Raw genomic sequence first — 15,076 nt, forward strand, 5'->3', positions numbered from 1 at the left:
ATTCTTATTTTGAAGCGATTTCTTTCTATCTAATCATTCCCACTTATTAGAGAAGAATTTTTACATATTTCTTTTGGGAGTTTCTTGGATTACGAATAGGTTGTCCCAAAAAAAGCCTTAACAGGCCATATTACAATGCCTAAAACTTAGATTTTAAAGCCGTATTTTCCTTTCATTATATATAAGGATTTTGCGTGTAACTTTTGCACTGCAAAAACACACGCGCTGTGATTTAAAAATGTAAAAGAAAATCAGGAAAAACCTATCTTTATTCCTCTTTTTTATGAATCACAAAGTGCTTGTATTTTCTCCTATATATAATGAAAAGGAAAATGACGTAAAAAACCGCGCTTTTCAGAGTGAAAAGCGCGGTAAAATAGCACCTATTCTTTTGTCCGTTTTTAATCCATTCTTTTATAATAATCGTATTTTGTTTTCACAACTGATTCCATATCAAAATCAGTTAAAATTGCTTCTTCATTTAATATTTGCTTTTGAATTAGTAGTTCTTTTTTATTTGAGGGGAGCATTGCGACATACGGCCTGCCATTATACAAATAGTGATAAAAGAGTACTTTGCCTTGCCGATATAGATCCAATAAGATATTGGCCATCTCGTAAATCATTACCTTTGAAAAGGCGATCTCATTTTTCAAATTATACTCCAGCGCATATTCTTTAAACACACCGGTCTTATCGTGCTCCGCAATCTTTTCATCAAAGTACTTGGTAAACTTCTTCCAGTACTGGTCAATAATATCATCCAGAACACGGTGCGTTATTTTTGTTTGGACTATTTCTTCTAAGCTAATGTGCTCATCCGCAAAGGCGGTTAATGCCTCGTTGTATTGATCACCGGTTGTAATAACGGACACATTTCTTTTATTGGCACGAATTACGTTGAGTAGCGGAGTCATGTCTTTGTCGTTTGACATAATAAAGAATTCGTCTATATTGTGGTTGGAATAGATGGAACCAAGCACATCTATTGTAATTTTCAGGTCTGCATAGTTTTTACCCTGGTTCGCTGTGTGAATGGTTTCAACCCCATAGGATTGCAATAGGGACTGATGATAGGACTCGTGTAAATCGTTATTATCAAAGTTACAATAAACCGCTATGTTGACTACACGCTTGCCGTGTATACGGCACCATTCCCTCAGCTTCTCAAAAAAGGCCAAGCGCAGCATATTTTGATTTTGCTCCAGTAAGCACTTATAAACGTTTTCGTAGTCGATAAAGACCGCAACGTTAACTGGCTGCTGTTTATTCATTGCATCCATCGTTTTCACCTCTTCTTGAGCGTAACACATCTTTTTTGCTTTTACAATAATATTTTATAATCATATAATCTACTAACAGTATAGCCCAAGGTCTTTCTAATTATTGCTAGAAAGGCCTTGGGCACTCTGACTTCTTTTAAAATACAAGCTCACAGCGCATAAGTCTGCGCTCAATCTCTTCTATAATCTTTTTTTCCTCTTCTACACCATTTGCTACAAACGTAACCGAAATACGGATGTAATGCCCCACATCATCCCACGGCACCGTAGAAATACATGCGTTGCGCAGCAGGAAATCCGAAAACTCATCTGCAGTCGTAAAGGAGCGGCCATCGCGAGTCCCTTTTGGTATCTCCATATACTCATAGAAAGAGGCCTTGGGAGAAGATGCCACAAAACCAACTCTGCGCAGAGCAGCGGAAAGCAGCTCATGCCGCCTGCGATACTTTTCGCAGGTAGCCTCTGTTATCTCTGGGTGGTGAAGCGCATAGGCGCCTGCATGCTGTATCGGGATAAACTGTCCGGAGTCGTTATTATCCTTTACCGCTGCAATTGCTTTCACTATTTTTTCATTGCCCGCAACAAAGCCCAAACGCCAACCGGTCATATTATACGATTTACTCAACGAGTGAACCTCAATACCAACCTCCATTGCGCCCTCTACGGACAAAAAGCTGAGCGGACGCTCCCCAAAGGTAAGCGCACCATAAGCGGCATCCTGAATTACAATAATCTTATTTTTCTGCGCAAATGCAATTACTTCCTGATAAAACTCTTTCGTTGCAGCCGCGCCGGTGGGGTTATTGGGGTAATTAAGGTAGAGAAGCTTTGCTTTCAGTAACACAGCCTGTGGTATTGCTTCTAAGTCTGGCAGAAAATGATTCTCTCTCAGCAGTGGCAGAGGATATACCGCTCCACCCAGCCACTTTGTCTTTGTACCTAAAATGGGGTACCCCGGTACCGTCATGAGTGTAATATCGCCTGGGTTGATAAATGCCTGCGGTATCATTGCCAAAGCAGCTTTGGAGCCCATGGAGTGAAGCACCTGTGTTTGCGGGTTTAGTCCGCCCACGCCAAATACATTCTCCATGTACTCTGCTGCGGCCTGCTGAAACAAAAGAATGCCGTTATCGGCATATCCGCGGTTCTTCCACTCCTTTGCCTGCGCGTGGAGAACATCAATTACGCCGGCGTCCGCCATTGCATCTGGCTCACCCACACCCAAATCGATCATCGGGGTTTCCGGGTGCTCCCGCTCCATCTCTCGTCTTGTTTTTTTAATCTTCTCAAACTTATATAATTCCACCTGCTTGCCAAATGATGAACCGCCTATGCGCTCTGCAAACAGCTCCTGAAGATATTCCACTACACCCCATCCTTTCTAGTTTTCTTTCTTATTGCTAAGTATAACAGGATGTAGTATGATATGTAAAACCGATATAACCGATTTTTATCATTCGTTTTTTCGATATAATGTTATCTATTTTGTTACAAAAGGCGGCGGCGTATGAATACTGATATGTTACAAACTTTTTTGCTGCTTGCGGAGCTTAAGAATTATACCCATACCGCAAACCAACTCTTTGTGGCGCAATCTACCGTTACAAACCGCATTCAGGAATTGGAGGCTGAGCTTGGGAATCCTCTGTTTGTTCGCAACCGAAAGCAGCTTCGGTTAACCGAGCAGGGTGAGCGCTTTCTTTCTTATGCAAGGCGTATTGTAGAGCTTACGCAGAGCGCCGCTGAGGAGCTCGACAGTATGTCTCACTACCAAGCCTCTCTGCGGATTGGCTCGACCAACACCATTTACGACTGCCACCTGGCACCAAAGCTCGTTGGCTATTCCCTTAACCACCCAAACACAAAGCTGAATATTGTGATTGGGCACTCGCATTCGTTAATTCAAATGCTTCAGGATCACACACTGGACATCGCCTTTACTTATGTGCCGTATACCAAACGCAGCATCTCCTGCTCTTTGTTCACCACAGACGAGCTACTATTGGTTACCGCTCCGCAAAATAAAGAATACCAGCAAGGGATTCTACAAAGAGAGCTTGCCGGCATTCCGTATTTATATTGTGACTTTCCCTTTCAGGAGGTTGGTAGCTATATACGCGACCTGTTCCCGGCGGGGCATGCATTTCCTCTGGAGATTGACCGTAGTGCCAACCTGCTGCCGTTTCTATACAGCGGTAAAGGGTATTCCTTTCTTCCCAACAGCATGGTCAGAGCTTCGATTGACCATGGGGTGCTTCGTAACATTCCTCTGCTCGATTTCTCCATCCCCCGGGTAAACTGTTACCTGCTTTCTCGAGAGACTGCGGAAAGCGAAGCCTTGCTAAGTGCGTTACAAAAATCCATCTAGAATACGATCAATCGTCCTCTTCTTCCAGCTTCTTTTCAAGCATCTTTTGCCCTTTGTTATTGAACCAATATATCACTGCAATGATCAATGAAATGAAGATGACCGAAGACAGGGTGGTGATGAAAATCGTAGCGATAAAATACCCGTCGAAGATTCCCGTGTATTTATCCCCGTAAAGAGTGTAATTCTTCACCCCAGTAATAACACCAATAATAAGGCTTAAAACCACAATGGCCAATACCGTTAAACGCTTTCCGGATTTTGTGGTGCTTACAAAGTTATTCCCCAGCATCATGCTGCGAATGGAGATATATAGCGTTGAGAGAACAATGATGCCAAACTCAACTACATACTGTGAGAAGGCGAAATCTAGCACGTAAGACTTCACAATGATGGATGCCGTAGCAAGAAATAGTACTAACACGTAAGCTTCACTTTGAATCTTATAATTGATTTGTAGAACTCGTTCATCTTGGATTTTCATTCTAATACCTCCCAAAAGATATCGTTTAAGGTTTTATTGAGAGCTTTGCAGATTGCCGTGCAAAGCTTTAGCGTTGGATTATAGTTCCCAGCTTCAATTAATCCGATTGTTTGCCGCGTAACACCAACCATATTTGCTAAATCTTCTTGGCTCATCTCCAATTCCATTCTAGCCATTTTAAGCTTCTTGTTTTTCAAAACCATCCTCCTCTCTGCCGCTATTATACGATATATCTTGCATAATGTCAATTATATATTGCATTTAAGTTTAAAAAGTGCTTCTATTCCAAAGGCCTTAAACAGGAGGGATATCGGTGAAAAAAGAATTCATTTACCAAAGCATGGATTACATCATCCAACATTTTAACGAGAATCTTTCGGTTCAAGATGTTGCAAAACATTTTCATTTCTCAAAATTTTATTTTTGCCGATCCTTTAAAGAAGTGACCGGCGAAAGTATATATGAATTTATCAAACGCTTGAAATTAGACCAGAGCGCCGTTGATATGAAGCTGGAAAGGAGCAAAGCAATAACCGATATCGGGCTGGACTACGGATATAGTTCTTCTAATTACAGCTCGGCATTCAGAAAGCACCATCATGTTTCCCCAGCAGAATTCCGTAAATCTACCAATGTAACGGGTATGACGAATCCGTTCTATCCCGAAGGGCTATCCCGCTTTGATCCATTTGAAGAATACGATCGTAAAATTCTGATACAGGAGCTGCCGGATTTTCTCGTGGTCTACGAACGAATGATTGGTAATTATATCGATTTGAAAGAAAAATGGTACGACTTTTTGGATCGATACAAAGAAGATATCTCCGCAGATACCTTATTAATCGAACGGTTTTATAACGATCCATCGATTACCAGCTTAAATAGCTGCCTGTGCGATATTTGTTTTACGACAGATGCGTTTTGCAAAACGGACCAAATGACAACTGTAACAGGCGGCAAATTTGCAACCTACCGCTTTCAAGGCAAAATACAGGACATTTTTGGAACCTTACAGGGTCTGTTCAGCATCTGGCTGCCAGAAAGCGGTTATGAAATGGACGGAAGATGCGGACTAAATATATACCGCAAAATCGACAAAGAAAAGGGCTCCGTTACGATGGACTTTTGTATCCCTATAAAATAGAGCAAGAATTCAGAAGTAAAAAACCAGACTTTCTTCTATGATGAGAATCAGCCGAATGCGGCAGTTCTCGTAGAAGAAAGTCTGGTTTTTTTAAAGAAAGAAGGGTATCTATATGTTTGATATCAGGAAAACACAGGAACGCGTCCTTTTCGATGCCATTAGTAATCGTAGCGATCTTAAAACAGCCGAAGAAATTGTATATGGATACGATGGCTTGGCAAGAGACGAGAGTAATCCTACTTGGGTAAAATCGACCATGCACAGGCTGGAGAACAAGTTTGACTTCAATACCATAAAACAAATTCGAATGGATTGCCAGTGTGGCTACGGAATGGAACAGAAGCTTACGCTCTTACAAAAATTAAAATCAAGCGCATCGAATCTGGAAGACTTTGTACACTCAGACGAGGCAAAAAAGGCAGGTCTGTTCTGCAGAGAGGGTGAACTTTATTTGCAGTTTTTCTTTTGTCCTTGCCCAATGCTTGCCGACGTGGATCAACTAGAGAGTAAAACATGGTGTCAGTGCACAACAGGCTATAGCAAAGTACTGTTCGAAAAAGCGTTTGGGTGTGATGTTGATGTAAATTTATTGAAAAGCATTAAATCAGGAGACGATATCTGCCTTATGAAGATTATCCCTAACGGTTTAAGTTGGGAATAAGTACACTCAAGGCTTATCACGGTATTCAATTGTGTACAGAAAGGGAAAGTACAATGACCTGCCTGAAAGCAAAAAAATATGAAATTATCCCTACAGAACCATATAAAATAATCCGCAATTGTTCCGGATGTGGACGAAAAAATAGTTTTTTCACTACCGGAAAAATCAGAATCAACGCCAATGGAAAACAACTTGACATATGGTTAATCTATCAATGCGAAAAATGTAGACACACCTATAATCTGCCGATTTATTCACGCATTAATAGAAACGAGCTGAGCCAATTGGAATATGAGACGCTGATACAGAACAACGAAGAGACAGCAAATAAATGTGGCTATTGCAGAGATTTGTTAACAAAAAATCACGCAGTTATTTTAGAAGAACCCTCTTACCTCTTTAAAGAAATTGGAAATAGCATCAAAGAAAATACAATCGAGTTTTTGAACCCTTATAAAATTAAAACTCGCTATGACAAGTTAGTTTCAAAGTGTTTTGGAATTCCCCGTTACCTAGTAAAAAAGTGGCTAGATGCTGGCACATTAACTGTAATTTCCCACTCAGATGTTCAGCTTGTGTTTGCATACGGATGATACACCACCGTACAGAGGCAAATGGCTGTTAAAATCTACAACAAAAAACCTTTTTACAGAACAAAAACCCCCGAAGCCAAACGCTTCGGGGGTTTCGTATATTCCAAATGGAATAAAATTATCTCTTGGAGAACTGCGGTGCGCGGCGAGCCGCTTTCAAACCGTACTTCTTACGTTCCTTCATTCTCGGGTCACGAGTCAGGAAGCCTGCCTTCTTCAAGGAAGAACGCAGATTCTCAGTGTCGAACTGCAACAGGGCTCTGGAAATACCATGGCGAATCGCACCAGCCTGGCCGGTAACACCGCCGCCAGCAACGCGGCAAACCACGTCGAACTTGTCAGCAGTATTGGTCAGCTCAAGAGGCTGACGCACGATCAACTTGAGGGTCTCCAGACCAAAATAATCGTCAATGCTTCTATCGTTAATGGTAACCTTACCGGTTCCCTGATAAATTCTGACGCGGGCTACAGAGCTTTTTCTTCTTCCAGTTCCGTAAAAATATGGAGCCTTATCGTACATACTAATCCCCCTCCCTTAAAGTGCCCATTCAGCGGGCTTCTGTGCGCTGTGCATATGCTCAGCACCGGCGTATACACGCAGTCTGGTGAGTGCCTCACGGCCGATGGTGGTTGACGGAATCATGCCCTTAACAGCAAGCTCCATTGCCTTTTCAGGCTTCTCACGCATCAAAGTGTCGTAGCGAACCTCTTTCAGGTTACCAATGTAGCCTGTATGGTGGTAGTAGTACTTCTTCTGAAGCTTAGAGCCAGTAAGAACTGCCTTAGCGCAGTTAATGATTACAACATGATCTCCGCAATCCACATGGGGAGCGAAGGTGGGCTTGTGTTTGCCACGCAGCAAAACAGCAGCCTGTACCGCAACACGGCCAAGCGGCTTACCGGCAGCATCAATCACATACCACTTGCGGTCAACCTGACCCGCTTTGGGCATATAAGTAGACATGAGCGTTTTCCTCCTAAATAATCGTCTGTTTATTCCTCGCAAACCCAACAGGGTTTTTTCCTAAAAGAACAGCTTCTCTACGGAAGCGATGGAACTGCATTTCTGATATTACCACAACCGGCGGCAGCTTGTCAATGGTAAATGCCCAATTTTTTAATCTATTTTGTATTCCCTCTTATTTTCGCCTGTTTTTACTGCTTTACTCCCTGTATCTATTCTTTCATTTCATTTTTTACCAACTTCAAAATATTCAAATAGAGTTGCCAGGTCATTGATGCTATCGCATGAATTTTGCAGCTTACTCAATCATTTGAATTTATCTGTTGGTTATTCAATGATAAGCTCTACATATTTGCCAACCTCTTTGTTATATATGTGTTTTCCAATTAAAGAACGTAGATTTTTAATATCCTTTAAGTTGGGACTAGCAAATTCTTGGTAACACCTTTGGGATTCAGCAGTATTTAATTCTTTGTAAAAATCTGAAATATGGCAAAAGAATTTATCAAGTATATCTTCTAAAGGGTATTGTGATATCGTGCTCGCATTCGTACCTTCATCGAATTCTGGCTCTTGGATAAATGATAATGAGGTTACATATAGTCTCTCACCATCATCTTGTACTTCATAGATTCCATTTTCAATCTCTGAGTAGATAGCACTGTTATATTTGTTTGCTGAATAATTATCAATTTGTTTCATTGCTTTGTATCCTTTGTATTCTAGTTTTGTGAAAGAAAATGAACTTAAAAAAGTACTGTATATTTAACTTTTAATATACAGTACTTTCTAATTTTTATATTCTTGAATGTAACAAATAGGAGGTTTTCATTTAATTTCCGTCATCTTGAATTCGCTGTGGAAAAACCACGCTGTCAAGTCTCCATTCTTCCCCTTGCTTTTTCAGGTGCAGACTCTTTTTGATTGCTGTGGACCCCTGCGTCTGCATTGTCATTTCTACTGTTATCTCATCTACCGTCTGCCGCATAATTACTGAAGTATCGACCATATAATCCATTGCCTCAGGTGAAAGTACCGCTTGATCTTCGGAGAAATATAGCACACCGTCAATTTCCTTTAAAATAGGGTCTGAGCCCTTAAATAACTCAGCGCAGTACTCATCCGCCGCTTTATTCGTATAGATAGACTGCATTACTGTCCGTATCTTTTCGCTGGAGTTGTATTCACCGCTGGTAATTGGCCGCAAACCCTGTTGCGTTGCTTTACTTGCCTGCCCGGTGGCAGAGCCTCCAGCTGGGGCGGCATCCGCAGAGAAATACGTCGCACTCCTCTGGGTAGCGCCAGATAAATCTTCTTCTGTAATTTGCGTTTGTACCTGTTTTGCTTGATCAAGAAGCCCTTGTACCACCTCTTTTACTTCTTCAGAGGAGAGTGGCTGTTTTTGAACAAAGCTTTGTACCTCTAGCACATCGGCATCTTTTGCCGGTGCCAAAGCGCCTTCTTTTTCTAATGATTGGGTACAGCCCCACATTAAAATAAAAGCCGTCAGACAGAGCGCAATTCCAGATACTCTGTTCATGAGCTCATCCTTTCCTAATATAATCCTAAATTGGATATAATTTGCAGTATTAGCATTTTACACTAAAAATGCGAGAAGTACAAGAAACGTTTTTGTAACCTACATTGTCAACCACAAGAAAAAATTATTGTTGACAATGCAAATTGCATTCGGTATAATACAAGCTATGAGGAGGGTACTAAAAATGAAGACAAAAAACTTAGCGCTAACAGCAATGTTTACAGCGCTTACAATGGTATTGGGGCCACTGGTTATTGTATTACCCTTTACCCCTATTCCAATTACCTTGGCGCTTATTCCAATCTACTTATGCGGTGCGTTACTACCCAAGAAGAACGCGTTCAGCGCACTGATTGTTTACTTATTGCTTGGCTGTGCCGGTTTGCCGATATTCAGCCAATTTAGAGGCGGACTTGGTGTTCTCTTTGGGCCGACCGGTGGTTTCTTGCTCGCTTACCCGGTTATGGCATTTGCAATTGCACTGCTTTTGGAAAAGCTCCCCCAACAGCGCTTGTACTCGCTCGTGATTGCCTTTGTAACGGGTCTTATCATTTGCTACGCTTTTGGTTGCCTTATGTTTATGGCGGTGGCACATGCAGACCTCGCAAAAGCGCTTACCTTAACGGTGATTCCCTTTATTCCGCTTGATTTAGCAAAGGTTGCATTTGCCGCTGTGGCAGCGCTCGCACTTAAAAAAGCTCTATACCATGCAAAATTGCTGCCACTTACCTGATTGATTTCCATTTGAAACTAAGATGAGAAAGACGCTTCAATTTTGAAGCGTCTTTTTTGCAGCATATATTAAATAGAACAAAAAAACAACCACCCTATTGGGTGGCTGCTTTTATAGTGTTGGCATCATCCTATTGTCCCGGGCCGTTACCAGCCAAGTATCTTCGGCACTGATGAGCTTAACTTCTGTGTTCGGAATGGGAACAGGTGGACCCTCACCGTCATCAACACCAACTGTCTATTTACTTTCGCCGTCGCTCTCGACGACTTAGATATAATAACATAGGCTCAGACAAATTGCAAGCCTTTTTTCAAAAATAATTGAAAAAAGTTTTTAAAAAGGTTTTGTTTCCCTTTTTTCCAGCAAAAACCGCCTTCTAAACCGCATACAGACTCATATTTGCGGTTGTTTTAGAACACTTTCGTTTGAATCCTGCTGTTTTTTAACCTTTTCAATCCACTTTTAAGTATTGCTCCATCTTTTAACTTTTATACACTCTAGCTTGTAATCACCATTATTTATGATAGGGAGGTCTGTATCCATGATACAGACCTCCTGCAAAACACATATCATTATACTTTTCACTACCGCATTTCAGGCGCTTCTAATATATTATGGCAAGCGGCATATATCCCTAACGTTACTAGAATACTTCCAAGCGCGAAACCAAGTCCGGCAAAATACCAAGGAAGCTCTAATAGAGTCAATGCAACCAGAGCAATAATACCGCCCGGTATTGCTAATATAACCAAGCATATCAGCTGCAAAAACGCAAGCAGCCCTTTGGTTACTGGCTGACCAAATAATCGGAAGAATAAAATACTGGTTGCTGTAAACAGCCAAGCAAAGCCTGTATACATAAGAATTCCACATATGACAATGATGGGATTCACCTGAAGATAGAGCCCCAAAACAGTAAAAGTAATAACGGCATCAAACAGAGGCTTTATCAGCGTTGTGGCGCTTGCCCAAACCAAGCGGGAAAGGGAAGAAGTGGGAATTAAATAGACATAGGGCTTTTTGAGCTCATTGACCCAATCCGCAGAAATTTGAAAGAAATAGAGCAAGTAAATCTCAGTAGATAATATGGTGGCAAACATAGTTTCAACATTTCTAGGCTCACCGTCTCCGCGTGCCATTCGTTCTATAAAGACAGCCATTCCCATTGCAATCAATAATATTAGCAAGGTAGATGTTGTTAAGAATCCCAAGCGATTCCTGCGCTGCATTTCACACAGGTGCTTATAAAATAAGGTGCTGGAGCCCCAACCGCCGCGAAATCCAGCTTTCTTCACAGCACCGCGATTCCGAATCATTGTGAGGCCTAAATTTTCGTTTTCTTTTTTAGCCTGCTGCATAGTATAAACTTTTTCTGTACTTTGCAGTACGTCCTCATAGTAATCGGGGTTTCCCTTTACCAAAATAATTACACTCACAACAGCCAGCACCGCGAGCAACACAGTGTATAGTACAGCTTGGCCTCCATCGCCAAGAATCAACCCAAAAACAGCCCCGCGGAACCATCCCACAACTGGAAAGCCATTTAATAATGGGGATGCCGCAGCCTGTAACGCAGCATTATACAAATCCTCTGATAAAAATGCACTCGCTGCAATATAAATGGCTGGCAGAGCCGTGATACCATAAATAACATAGCTAAGTATTTTACGACGTACAAGATTGCCATTAATCACATTATACAGGAGCATCGATAAGATTTGAGACAGCACCAAAAGGACTGCCAAGCCTACAATCATAAGGAAGACCTGCCCTGGGGTCAGGCCGAACATATTCACCAGCATTGGCGAATAGAGCATAAGAAGAACAATCATCAGCAGCAGTGATCCCATTTGCTTTACTAACCCATACGCCAAAATCAAATTAGGACGAAGGGGCGAAACAAAAAGGAGGTTCACGTCCGGCATATTAAAAAAGGTAGAGCCCGATTTTAATCCAGAGATTATCACCATAACCATAAGCGCCAATAGCACGAAGAAATAAATACCCTGTATCATTTGAGAACCAGTGGTAGTTATTTTTAAGGCTGCGTCTTGCTTTATTAAAACGGACGCCCCTATTAACACAATTATTAATAGATACGAAATCAGCTTTAATGGGTGGCGTATCATATTTTTAAGCGAATTTTTCGCTTGTACAAGCATTAGGTAGCTAATTGACTTCATTCGGTAGCACCTCCGGCCGCCTTTTCCGTAATCGAGAAGAAAAGTTGCTCTAAATTCTCTCCGCTCTCTTCAATCTCAGCACGAGTACGGATCGCCATTACCTTACCGGACTTCATGATCAATGCTTTATCCCAGAATTCGTCAACACTGTCTATCATGTGAGTACTTACGAGGATAGAGCAGCCCTCTGCCCGCAGCTCCATTAAAATGGCTTTCAGCTCTTTAATCGCATGGGGGTCTAGACCCACGAGCGGCTCATCAAGCATAATAACCTTGGGCTGCGGCAAAAGTGCACAGCACAGGCTTACCTTCTGCTGCATTCCCTTTGAAAGCTCTTGACCCAACTTGCCTTTTTTATCATCCAGCTCCATTCGCACCAACAGTTCTTCTGCACGCTCGCGCCAATTTTGCAGTTGATATGCACGCGAGATAAACTCCATATGCTCCCACACCGTTAAAAGTGGGAATAAAGCAGGCAGCTCCGGAACATAACCGAATACACGGCGAGCCTGTTCTTTTTTATTGGGGATTCCACAAATCTGAATCGTTCCGTGAAAACGCAATAAACCTGCAATGCACTTGATAGTGGTAGATTTCCCCGCACCATTCGGCCCCATTAGCACCGCAATTTCACCCGGACGCACCTCAAAGGACACATCATCGTTTGCGAGAAGGCGGTCATACTGTTTGGTTAAATTCGTTACTGTAAGCATATGGTTTCCTTTCATATTCCGTTCTTGACCATCATTCTTAATCCTTTTAACGATACAAGATGCTAACTAAAATGTCAAGAAACGAGCCCTGATTACCAAGACATTCCTGGTAAAAACTATAATTTATTCTTCCTCTTCAAGAAAATGCATTTTTTTATTTTCTTTTGACTGGGATATGTCCTCTATATCAAAATAAAAAACTTCTTCAAAAGCTTTCTCCAAGGCCATACTAATTAATAGAGAAAGCCTTGCACTGGGGCAAAACTGTAAATTCTCAATGGAACTAATCGTTTGCCTAGATACCCCCACCATCTCAGCCAAGTCCGCCTGGGAAAGTCGCTTTTCTGCACGCCACATTCGAATTCGATTTTTGAAAACTAATATTTGTCCCATATCCATTCACCACGTCTGCAAAAAATACAAAAGCAGGTTGGCGATTGCTGCCACCATAGCGGACACCGTTGCCACCAAATCCGTTTTTCGGCGATATGCTTTGTATTTATGCAAAAGAAGAACTGAAGTATATGCCCAGAGTATTGCCATTAAATCGTTACTTTGAAGCCCTTTAAATAAATTATATATGACCAAAAAAATCATTAAGCACATTAATACAATTTCGCCTTTTCTTCTCGCACGGTTGTCTACAAATTCTATCCCCTCATCGTTGATTTTGGCTTGCTTATTGATTTTCAAAATATCATTGTAATCCATATTCATCCTCCTTATAGACGTTAACTTCGTCCTCACACTTTGTATGCTTTATATAATTTAAGGTTTTCTCACGAGTCATACCTAGCTCCTCCTCCTTTAAATTACATTTATAAAATAACATATATAAAATGCAATGTCAAGTAAACTTGTCACTATGTTATATATTCTTGTCAATTTAACCATACTGAATCGAAAGCTTTCTGCAGTGCAGATTACAATTAGAAGAGAGGCAAAAAAATACCAGCCTCTTGTTCAAGAAGCCGGTTAATTTATGGCATAAAAAAACGAGAGCAATTATGCTCTCGTAAAATACATTTTCAATTCGTTTTTAACGGGCACTGAAAACTGAATAAAGAAGAAACAGAAGTAAAGCGATTGAGCAAGGCCCAACCAAGAAATATGGTCAAGCCCTCGACCGATTAGTACTGCCAAGCTAAATGCATTGCTACACTTACACACGCAGCCTATCAACCTTGTAGTCTTCAAGGGGTCTTACTAGCTTAAGCTATGGGATATCTTATCTTGGAGTCGGCTTCACGCTTAGATGCTTTCAGCGTTTATCCGATCCGTACATAGTTGCCCAGCTATGCTCCTGGCGGAACAACTGGTGCGCCAGAGGTACGTCCATCCCGGTCCTCTCGTACTAAGGACAGCTCTCCTCAAATATCCTACGCCCACGACAGATAGGGACCGAACTGTCTCACGACGTTCTGAACCCAGCTCGCGTACCACTTTAATCGGCGAACAGCCGAACCCTTGGGACCGAATACAGCCCCAGGATGTGATGAGCCGACATCGAGGTGCCAAACCTCCCCGTCGATGTGGACTCTTGGGGGAGATCAGCCTGTTATCCCCAGGGTAGCTTTTATCCGTTGAGCGACGGCAATTCCACTCTCATACCGCCGGATCACTAACTCCAACTTTCGTTACTGCTCGGATTGTCATCCTCGCAGTTAGGCTAGCTTACGCGTTTACACTCTAAGGCACGGTTTCCGTCCGTGCTGAGCTAACCTTTGAGCGCCTCCGTTACCTTTTAGGAGGCGACCGCCCCAGTCAAACTGCCCGCCTAACAATGTCCCCCGGCCGGATTCACGGCCGCAGGTTAGAATTTCAACCATTTAAGAGCGGTATCCCAAGGATGACTCCACCATAGCTGGCGCCACGGCTTCCAAGTCTCCCGCCTATCCTGTACATAAATGATCAAAACCCAATATTAAGCTGCAGTAAAGCTCCATGGGGTCTTTCCGTCTTGTCGCGGGTAACCGGCATCTTCACCGGTACTACAATTTCGCCGGGCGGGTAATTGAGACAGTGCCCAGATCATTACACCATTCGTGCGGGTCGGAACTTACCCGACAAGGAATTTCGCTACCTTAGGACCGTTATAGTTACGGCCGCCGTTTACTGGGGCTTCAATTCAATGCTTGCACATCTCCTCTTAACCTTCCAGCACCGGGCAGGTGTCAGCTCCTATACTTCATCTTTCGATTTGGCAGAAACCTGTGTTTTTGCTAAACAGTTGCCTGGGCCTATTCACTGCGGCCACATTTCTGTGGCACCCCTTTTCCCTAAGTTACGGGGTCAATTTGCCGAGTTCCTTAACTACCCTTCTCCCGTTGGCCTTAGAATTCTCTTCCTGTCTACCTGTGTCGGTTTGCGGTACGGGCGCCTTAGATATACATAAGACTTTTCTCGCCCT

17 protein-coding genes and 2 rRNA genes (1 of these 19 only partly in view) are annotated in these 15,076 nt (G+C 42.3%); 5 read left to right on the plus strand and 14 right to left on the minus strand.

Translation table 11 applies throughout. The annotated features are described in order from the left end of the window. Positions 1-401: 401 nt before the first annotated feature. A complete protein-coding gene (locus CAN90_RS05295) occupies positions 402-1,283 on the minus strand; it encodes an NYN domain-containing protein (RefSeq protein ID WP_085832780.1) in 882 nt (293 codons plus the stop codon). A 136-nt stretch (positions 1,284-1,419) separates the two neighbouring features. Continuing rightward, positions 1,420-2,649 carry an LL-diaminopimelate aminotransferase gene (locus CAN90_RS05300; protein ID WP_085832781.1) on the minus strand — a complete coding sequence of 410 codons (1,230 nt, stop codon included), beginning with the start codon at positions 2,647-2,649 and terminating at the stop codon, positions 1,420-1,422. A gap of 141 nt (positions 2,650-2,790) precedes the next feature. Here CAN90_RS05300 and CAN90_RS05305 point away from each other — a divergent pair, with 141 nt between their 5' ends. Then, the gene (locus CAN90_RS05305) at positions 2,791-3,651 is read left to right on the plus strand and encodes a LysR family transcriptional regulator (RefSeq protein ID WP_085832782.1); all 861 of its coding nucleotides are present in this window, start codon (positions 2,791-2,793) and stop codon (positions 3,649-3,651) included. A 7-nt stretch (positions 3,652-3,658) separates the two neighbouring features. Here CAN90_RS05305 and CAN90_RS05310 read toward each other — a convergent pair whose 3' ends face one another. Further along, positions 3,659-4,135: a DUF6773 family protein gene (locus tag CAN90_RS05310; RefSeq protein ID WP_242953578.1), complete on the minus strand. Its 477-nt coding sequence runs from the start codon at positions 4,133-4,135 to the stop codon at positions 3,659-3,661. Beyond that, on the minus strand, positions 4,132-4,332 hold the full coding sequence (locus CAN90_RS05315; RefSeq protein WP_085832783.1) for a helix-turn-helix transcriptional regulator: 201 nt from the start codon (positions 4,330-4,332) through the stop codon (positions 4,132-4,134). The genes CAN90_RS05310 and CAN90_RS05315 overlap by 4 nt, the downstream gene beginning before the upstream one ends. Before the next feature lie 110 nt (positions 4,333-4,442). On the opposite strand from CAN90_RS05315, the gene CAN90_RS05320 reads away from it, so the two are divergent. The 3 genes from CAN90_RS05320 to CAN90_RS05330 all read left to right on the plus strand — a co-directional run bounded on the left by CAN90_RS05320 (position 4,443) and on the right by CAN90_RS05330 (position 6,533). Next, positions 4,443-5,279: an AraC family transcriptional regulator gene (locus CAN90_RS05320; protein ID WP_341456297.1), complete on the plus strand. Its 837-nt coding sequence runs from the start codon at positions 4,443-4,445 to the stop codon at positions 5,277-5,279. A gap of 112 nt (positions 5,280-5,391) precedes the next feature. Then, positions 5,392-5,940, plus strand: coding sequence for a DUF6144 family protein (locus tag CAN90_RS05325; protein WP_085832785.1), 549 nt, complete (start codon positions 5,392-5,394; stop codon positions 5,938-5,940). Between the two features lie 53 nt (positions 5,941-5,993). Further along, entirely contained in the window at positions 5,994-6,533 is a 540-nt protein-coding gene (locus tag CAN90_RS05330) for a DUF1062 domain-containing protein (RefSeq protein ID WP_085832786.1), read from the plus strand. Between the two features lie 118 nt (positions 6,534-6,651). Here the strand turns inward: CAN90_RS05330 and rpsI are convergent, their stop codons facing one another. The 4 genes from rpsI to CAN90_RS05350 form a co-directional block, all read right to left on the minus strand. Continuing rightward, the gene (gene rpsI / locus CAN90_RS05335; RefSeq protein WP_085832787.1) at positions 6,652-7,053 is read right to left on the minus strand and encodes a 30S ribosomal protein S9; all 402 of its coding nucleotides are present in this window, start codon (positions 7,051-7,053) and stop codon (positions 6,652-6,654) included. A 15-nt stretch (positions 7,054-7,068) separates the two neighbouring features. Further along, entirely contained in the window at positions 7,069-7,497 is a 429-nt protein-coding gene (rplM, locus tag CAN90_RS05340; protein WP_085832788.1) for a 50S ribosomal protein L13, read from the minus strand. A gap of 327 nt (positions 7,498-7,824) precedes the next feature. Then, positions 7,825-8,199: a hypothetical protein gene (locus tag CAN90_RS05345; RefSeq protein WP_085832789.1), complete on the minus strand. Its 375-nt coding sequence runs from the start codon at positions 8,197-8,199 to the stop codon at positions 7,825-7,827. A gap of 130 nt (positions 8,200-8,329) precedes the next feature. Next, positions 8,330-9,037 carry a hypothetical protein gene (locus CAN90_RS05350; protein WP_085832790.1) on the minus strand — a complete coding sequence of 236 codons (708 nt, stop codon included), beginning with the start codon at positions 9,035-9,037 and terminating at the stop codon, positions 8,330-8,332. 184 nt (positions 9,038-9,221) lie between these two features. Here CAN90_RS05350 and CAN90_RS05355 point away from each other — a divergent pair, with 184 nt between their 5' ends. Beyond that, the gene (locus tag CAN90_RS05355) at positions 9,222-9,770 is read left to right on the plus strand and encodes a biotin transporter BioY (protein WP_085832791.1); all 549 of its coding nucleotides are present in this window, start codon (positions 9,222-9,224) and stop codon (positions 9,768-9,770) included. A 117-nt stretch (positions 9,771-9,887) separates the two neighbouring features. On the opposite strand, the gene rrf is transcribed toward CAN90_RS05355, so the two are convergent. The 6 genes from rrf to CAN90_RS05385 form a co-directional block, all read right to left on the minus strand. Beyond that, a 5S ribosomal RNA gene (rrf, locus tag CAN90_RS05360) occupies positions 9,888-10,004 on the minus strand. A 350-nt stretch (positions 10,005-10,354) separates the two neighbouring features. Beyond that, positions 10,355-11,953, minus strand: coding sequence for a putative ABC exporter domain-containing protein (locus CAN90_RS05365; protein ID WP_085832792.1), 1,599 nt, complete (start codon positions 11,951-11,953; stop codon positions 10,355-10,357). Beyond that, positions 11,950-12,666 carry an ABC transporter ATP-binding protein gene (locus CAN90_RS05370; protein WP_085832793.1) on the minus strand — a complete coding sequence of 239 codons (717 nt, stop codon included), beginning with the start codon at positions 12,664-12,666 and terminating at the stop codon, positions 11,950-11,952. Before CAN90_RS05370 ends, CAN90_RS05365 begins: the two co-directional genes overlap by 4 nt. Before the next feature lie 123 nt (positions 12,667-12,789). Then, positions 12,790-13,059 (minus strand): helix-turn-helix transcriptional regulator, encoded by a 270-nt coding sequence (locus CAN90_RS05375; protein ID WP_085832836.1) that lies wholly within the window; start codon positions 13,057-13,059, stop codon positions 12,790-12,792. A 6-nt stretch (positions 13,060-13,065) separates the two neighbouring features. Beyond that, on the minus strand, positions 13,066-13,377 hold the full coding sequence (locus tag CAN90_RS05380; protein WP_085832794.1) for a DUF6442 family protein: 312 nt from the start codon (positions 13,375-13,377) through the stop codon (positions 13,066-13,068). A 399-nt stretch (positions 13,378-13,776) separates the two neighbouring features. Continuing rightward, positions 13,777-15,076 (minus strand): 23S ribosomal RNA (locus tag CAN90_RS05385) (it continues 1,538 nt past the right edge of the window).

It is taken from the genome of Clostridium merdae (assembly GCF_900176635.1).
Lineage (GTDB): Bacteria > Bacillota > Clostridia > Oscillospirales > Acutalibacteraceae > Faecalispora > Faecalispora merdae.

Coding starts and splice junctions, on each gene's coding strand:
- CAN90_RS05350 (WP_085832790.1), bottom strand. CDS start 9,037: ATGAACAGAGTATCTGGAATTGCGCTCTGTCTGACGGCTTTTATTTTA.
- CAN90_RS05310 (WP_242953578.1), bottom strand. CDS start 4,135: ATGAAAATCCAAGATGAACGAGTTCTACAAATCAATTATAAGATTCAA.
- CAN90_RS05295 (WP_085832780.1), bottom strand. CDS start 1,283: ATGGATGCAATGAATAAACAGCAGCCAGTTAACGTTGCGGTCTTTATC.
- CAN90_RS05380 (WP_085832794.1), bottom strand. CDS start 13,377: ATGGATTACAATGATATTTTGAAAATCAATAAGCAAGCCAAAATCAAC.
- CAN90_RS05330 (WP_085832786.1), top strand. CDS start 5,994: ATGACCTGCCTGAAAGCAAAAAAATATGAAATTATCCCTACAGAACCA.
- CAN90_RS05365 (WP_085832792.1), bottom strand. CDS start 11,953: ATGAAGTCAATTAGCTACCTAATGCTTGTACAAGCGAAAAATTCGCTT.
- rpsI (WP_085832787.1), bottom strand. CDS start 7,053: ATGTACGATAAGGCTCCATATTTTTACGGAACTGGAAGAAGAAAAAGC.
- CAN90_RS05355 (WP_085832791.1), top strand. CDS start 9,222: ATGAAGACAAAAAACTTAGCGCTAACAGCAATGTTTACAGCGCTTACA.
- rplM (WP_085832788.1), bottom strand. CDS start 7,497: ATGTCTACTTATATGCCCAAAGCGGGTCAGGTTGACCGCAAGTGGTAT.
- CAN90_RS05325 (WP_085832785.1), top strand. CDS start 5,392: ATGTTTGATATCAGGAAAACACAGGAACGCGTCCTTTTCGATGCCATT.
- CAN90_RS05370 (WP_085832793.1), bottom strand. CDS start 12,666: ATGCTTACAGTAACGAATTTAACCAAACAGTATGACCGCCTTCTCGCA.
- CAN90_RS05305 (WP_085832782.1), top strand. CDS start 2,791: ATGAATACTGATATGTTACAAACTTTTTTGCTGCTTGCGGAGCTTAAG.
- CAN90_RS05375 (WP_085832836.1), bottom strand. CDS start 13,059: ATGGGACAAATATTAGTTTTCAAAAATCGAATTCGAATGTGGCGTGCA.
- CAN90_RS05345 (WP_085832789.1), bottom strand. CDS start 8,199: ATGAAACAAATTGATAATTATTCAGCAAACAAATATAACAGTGCTATC.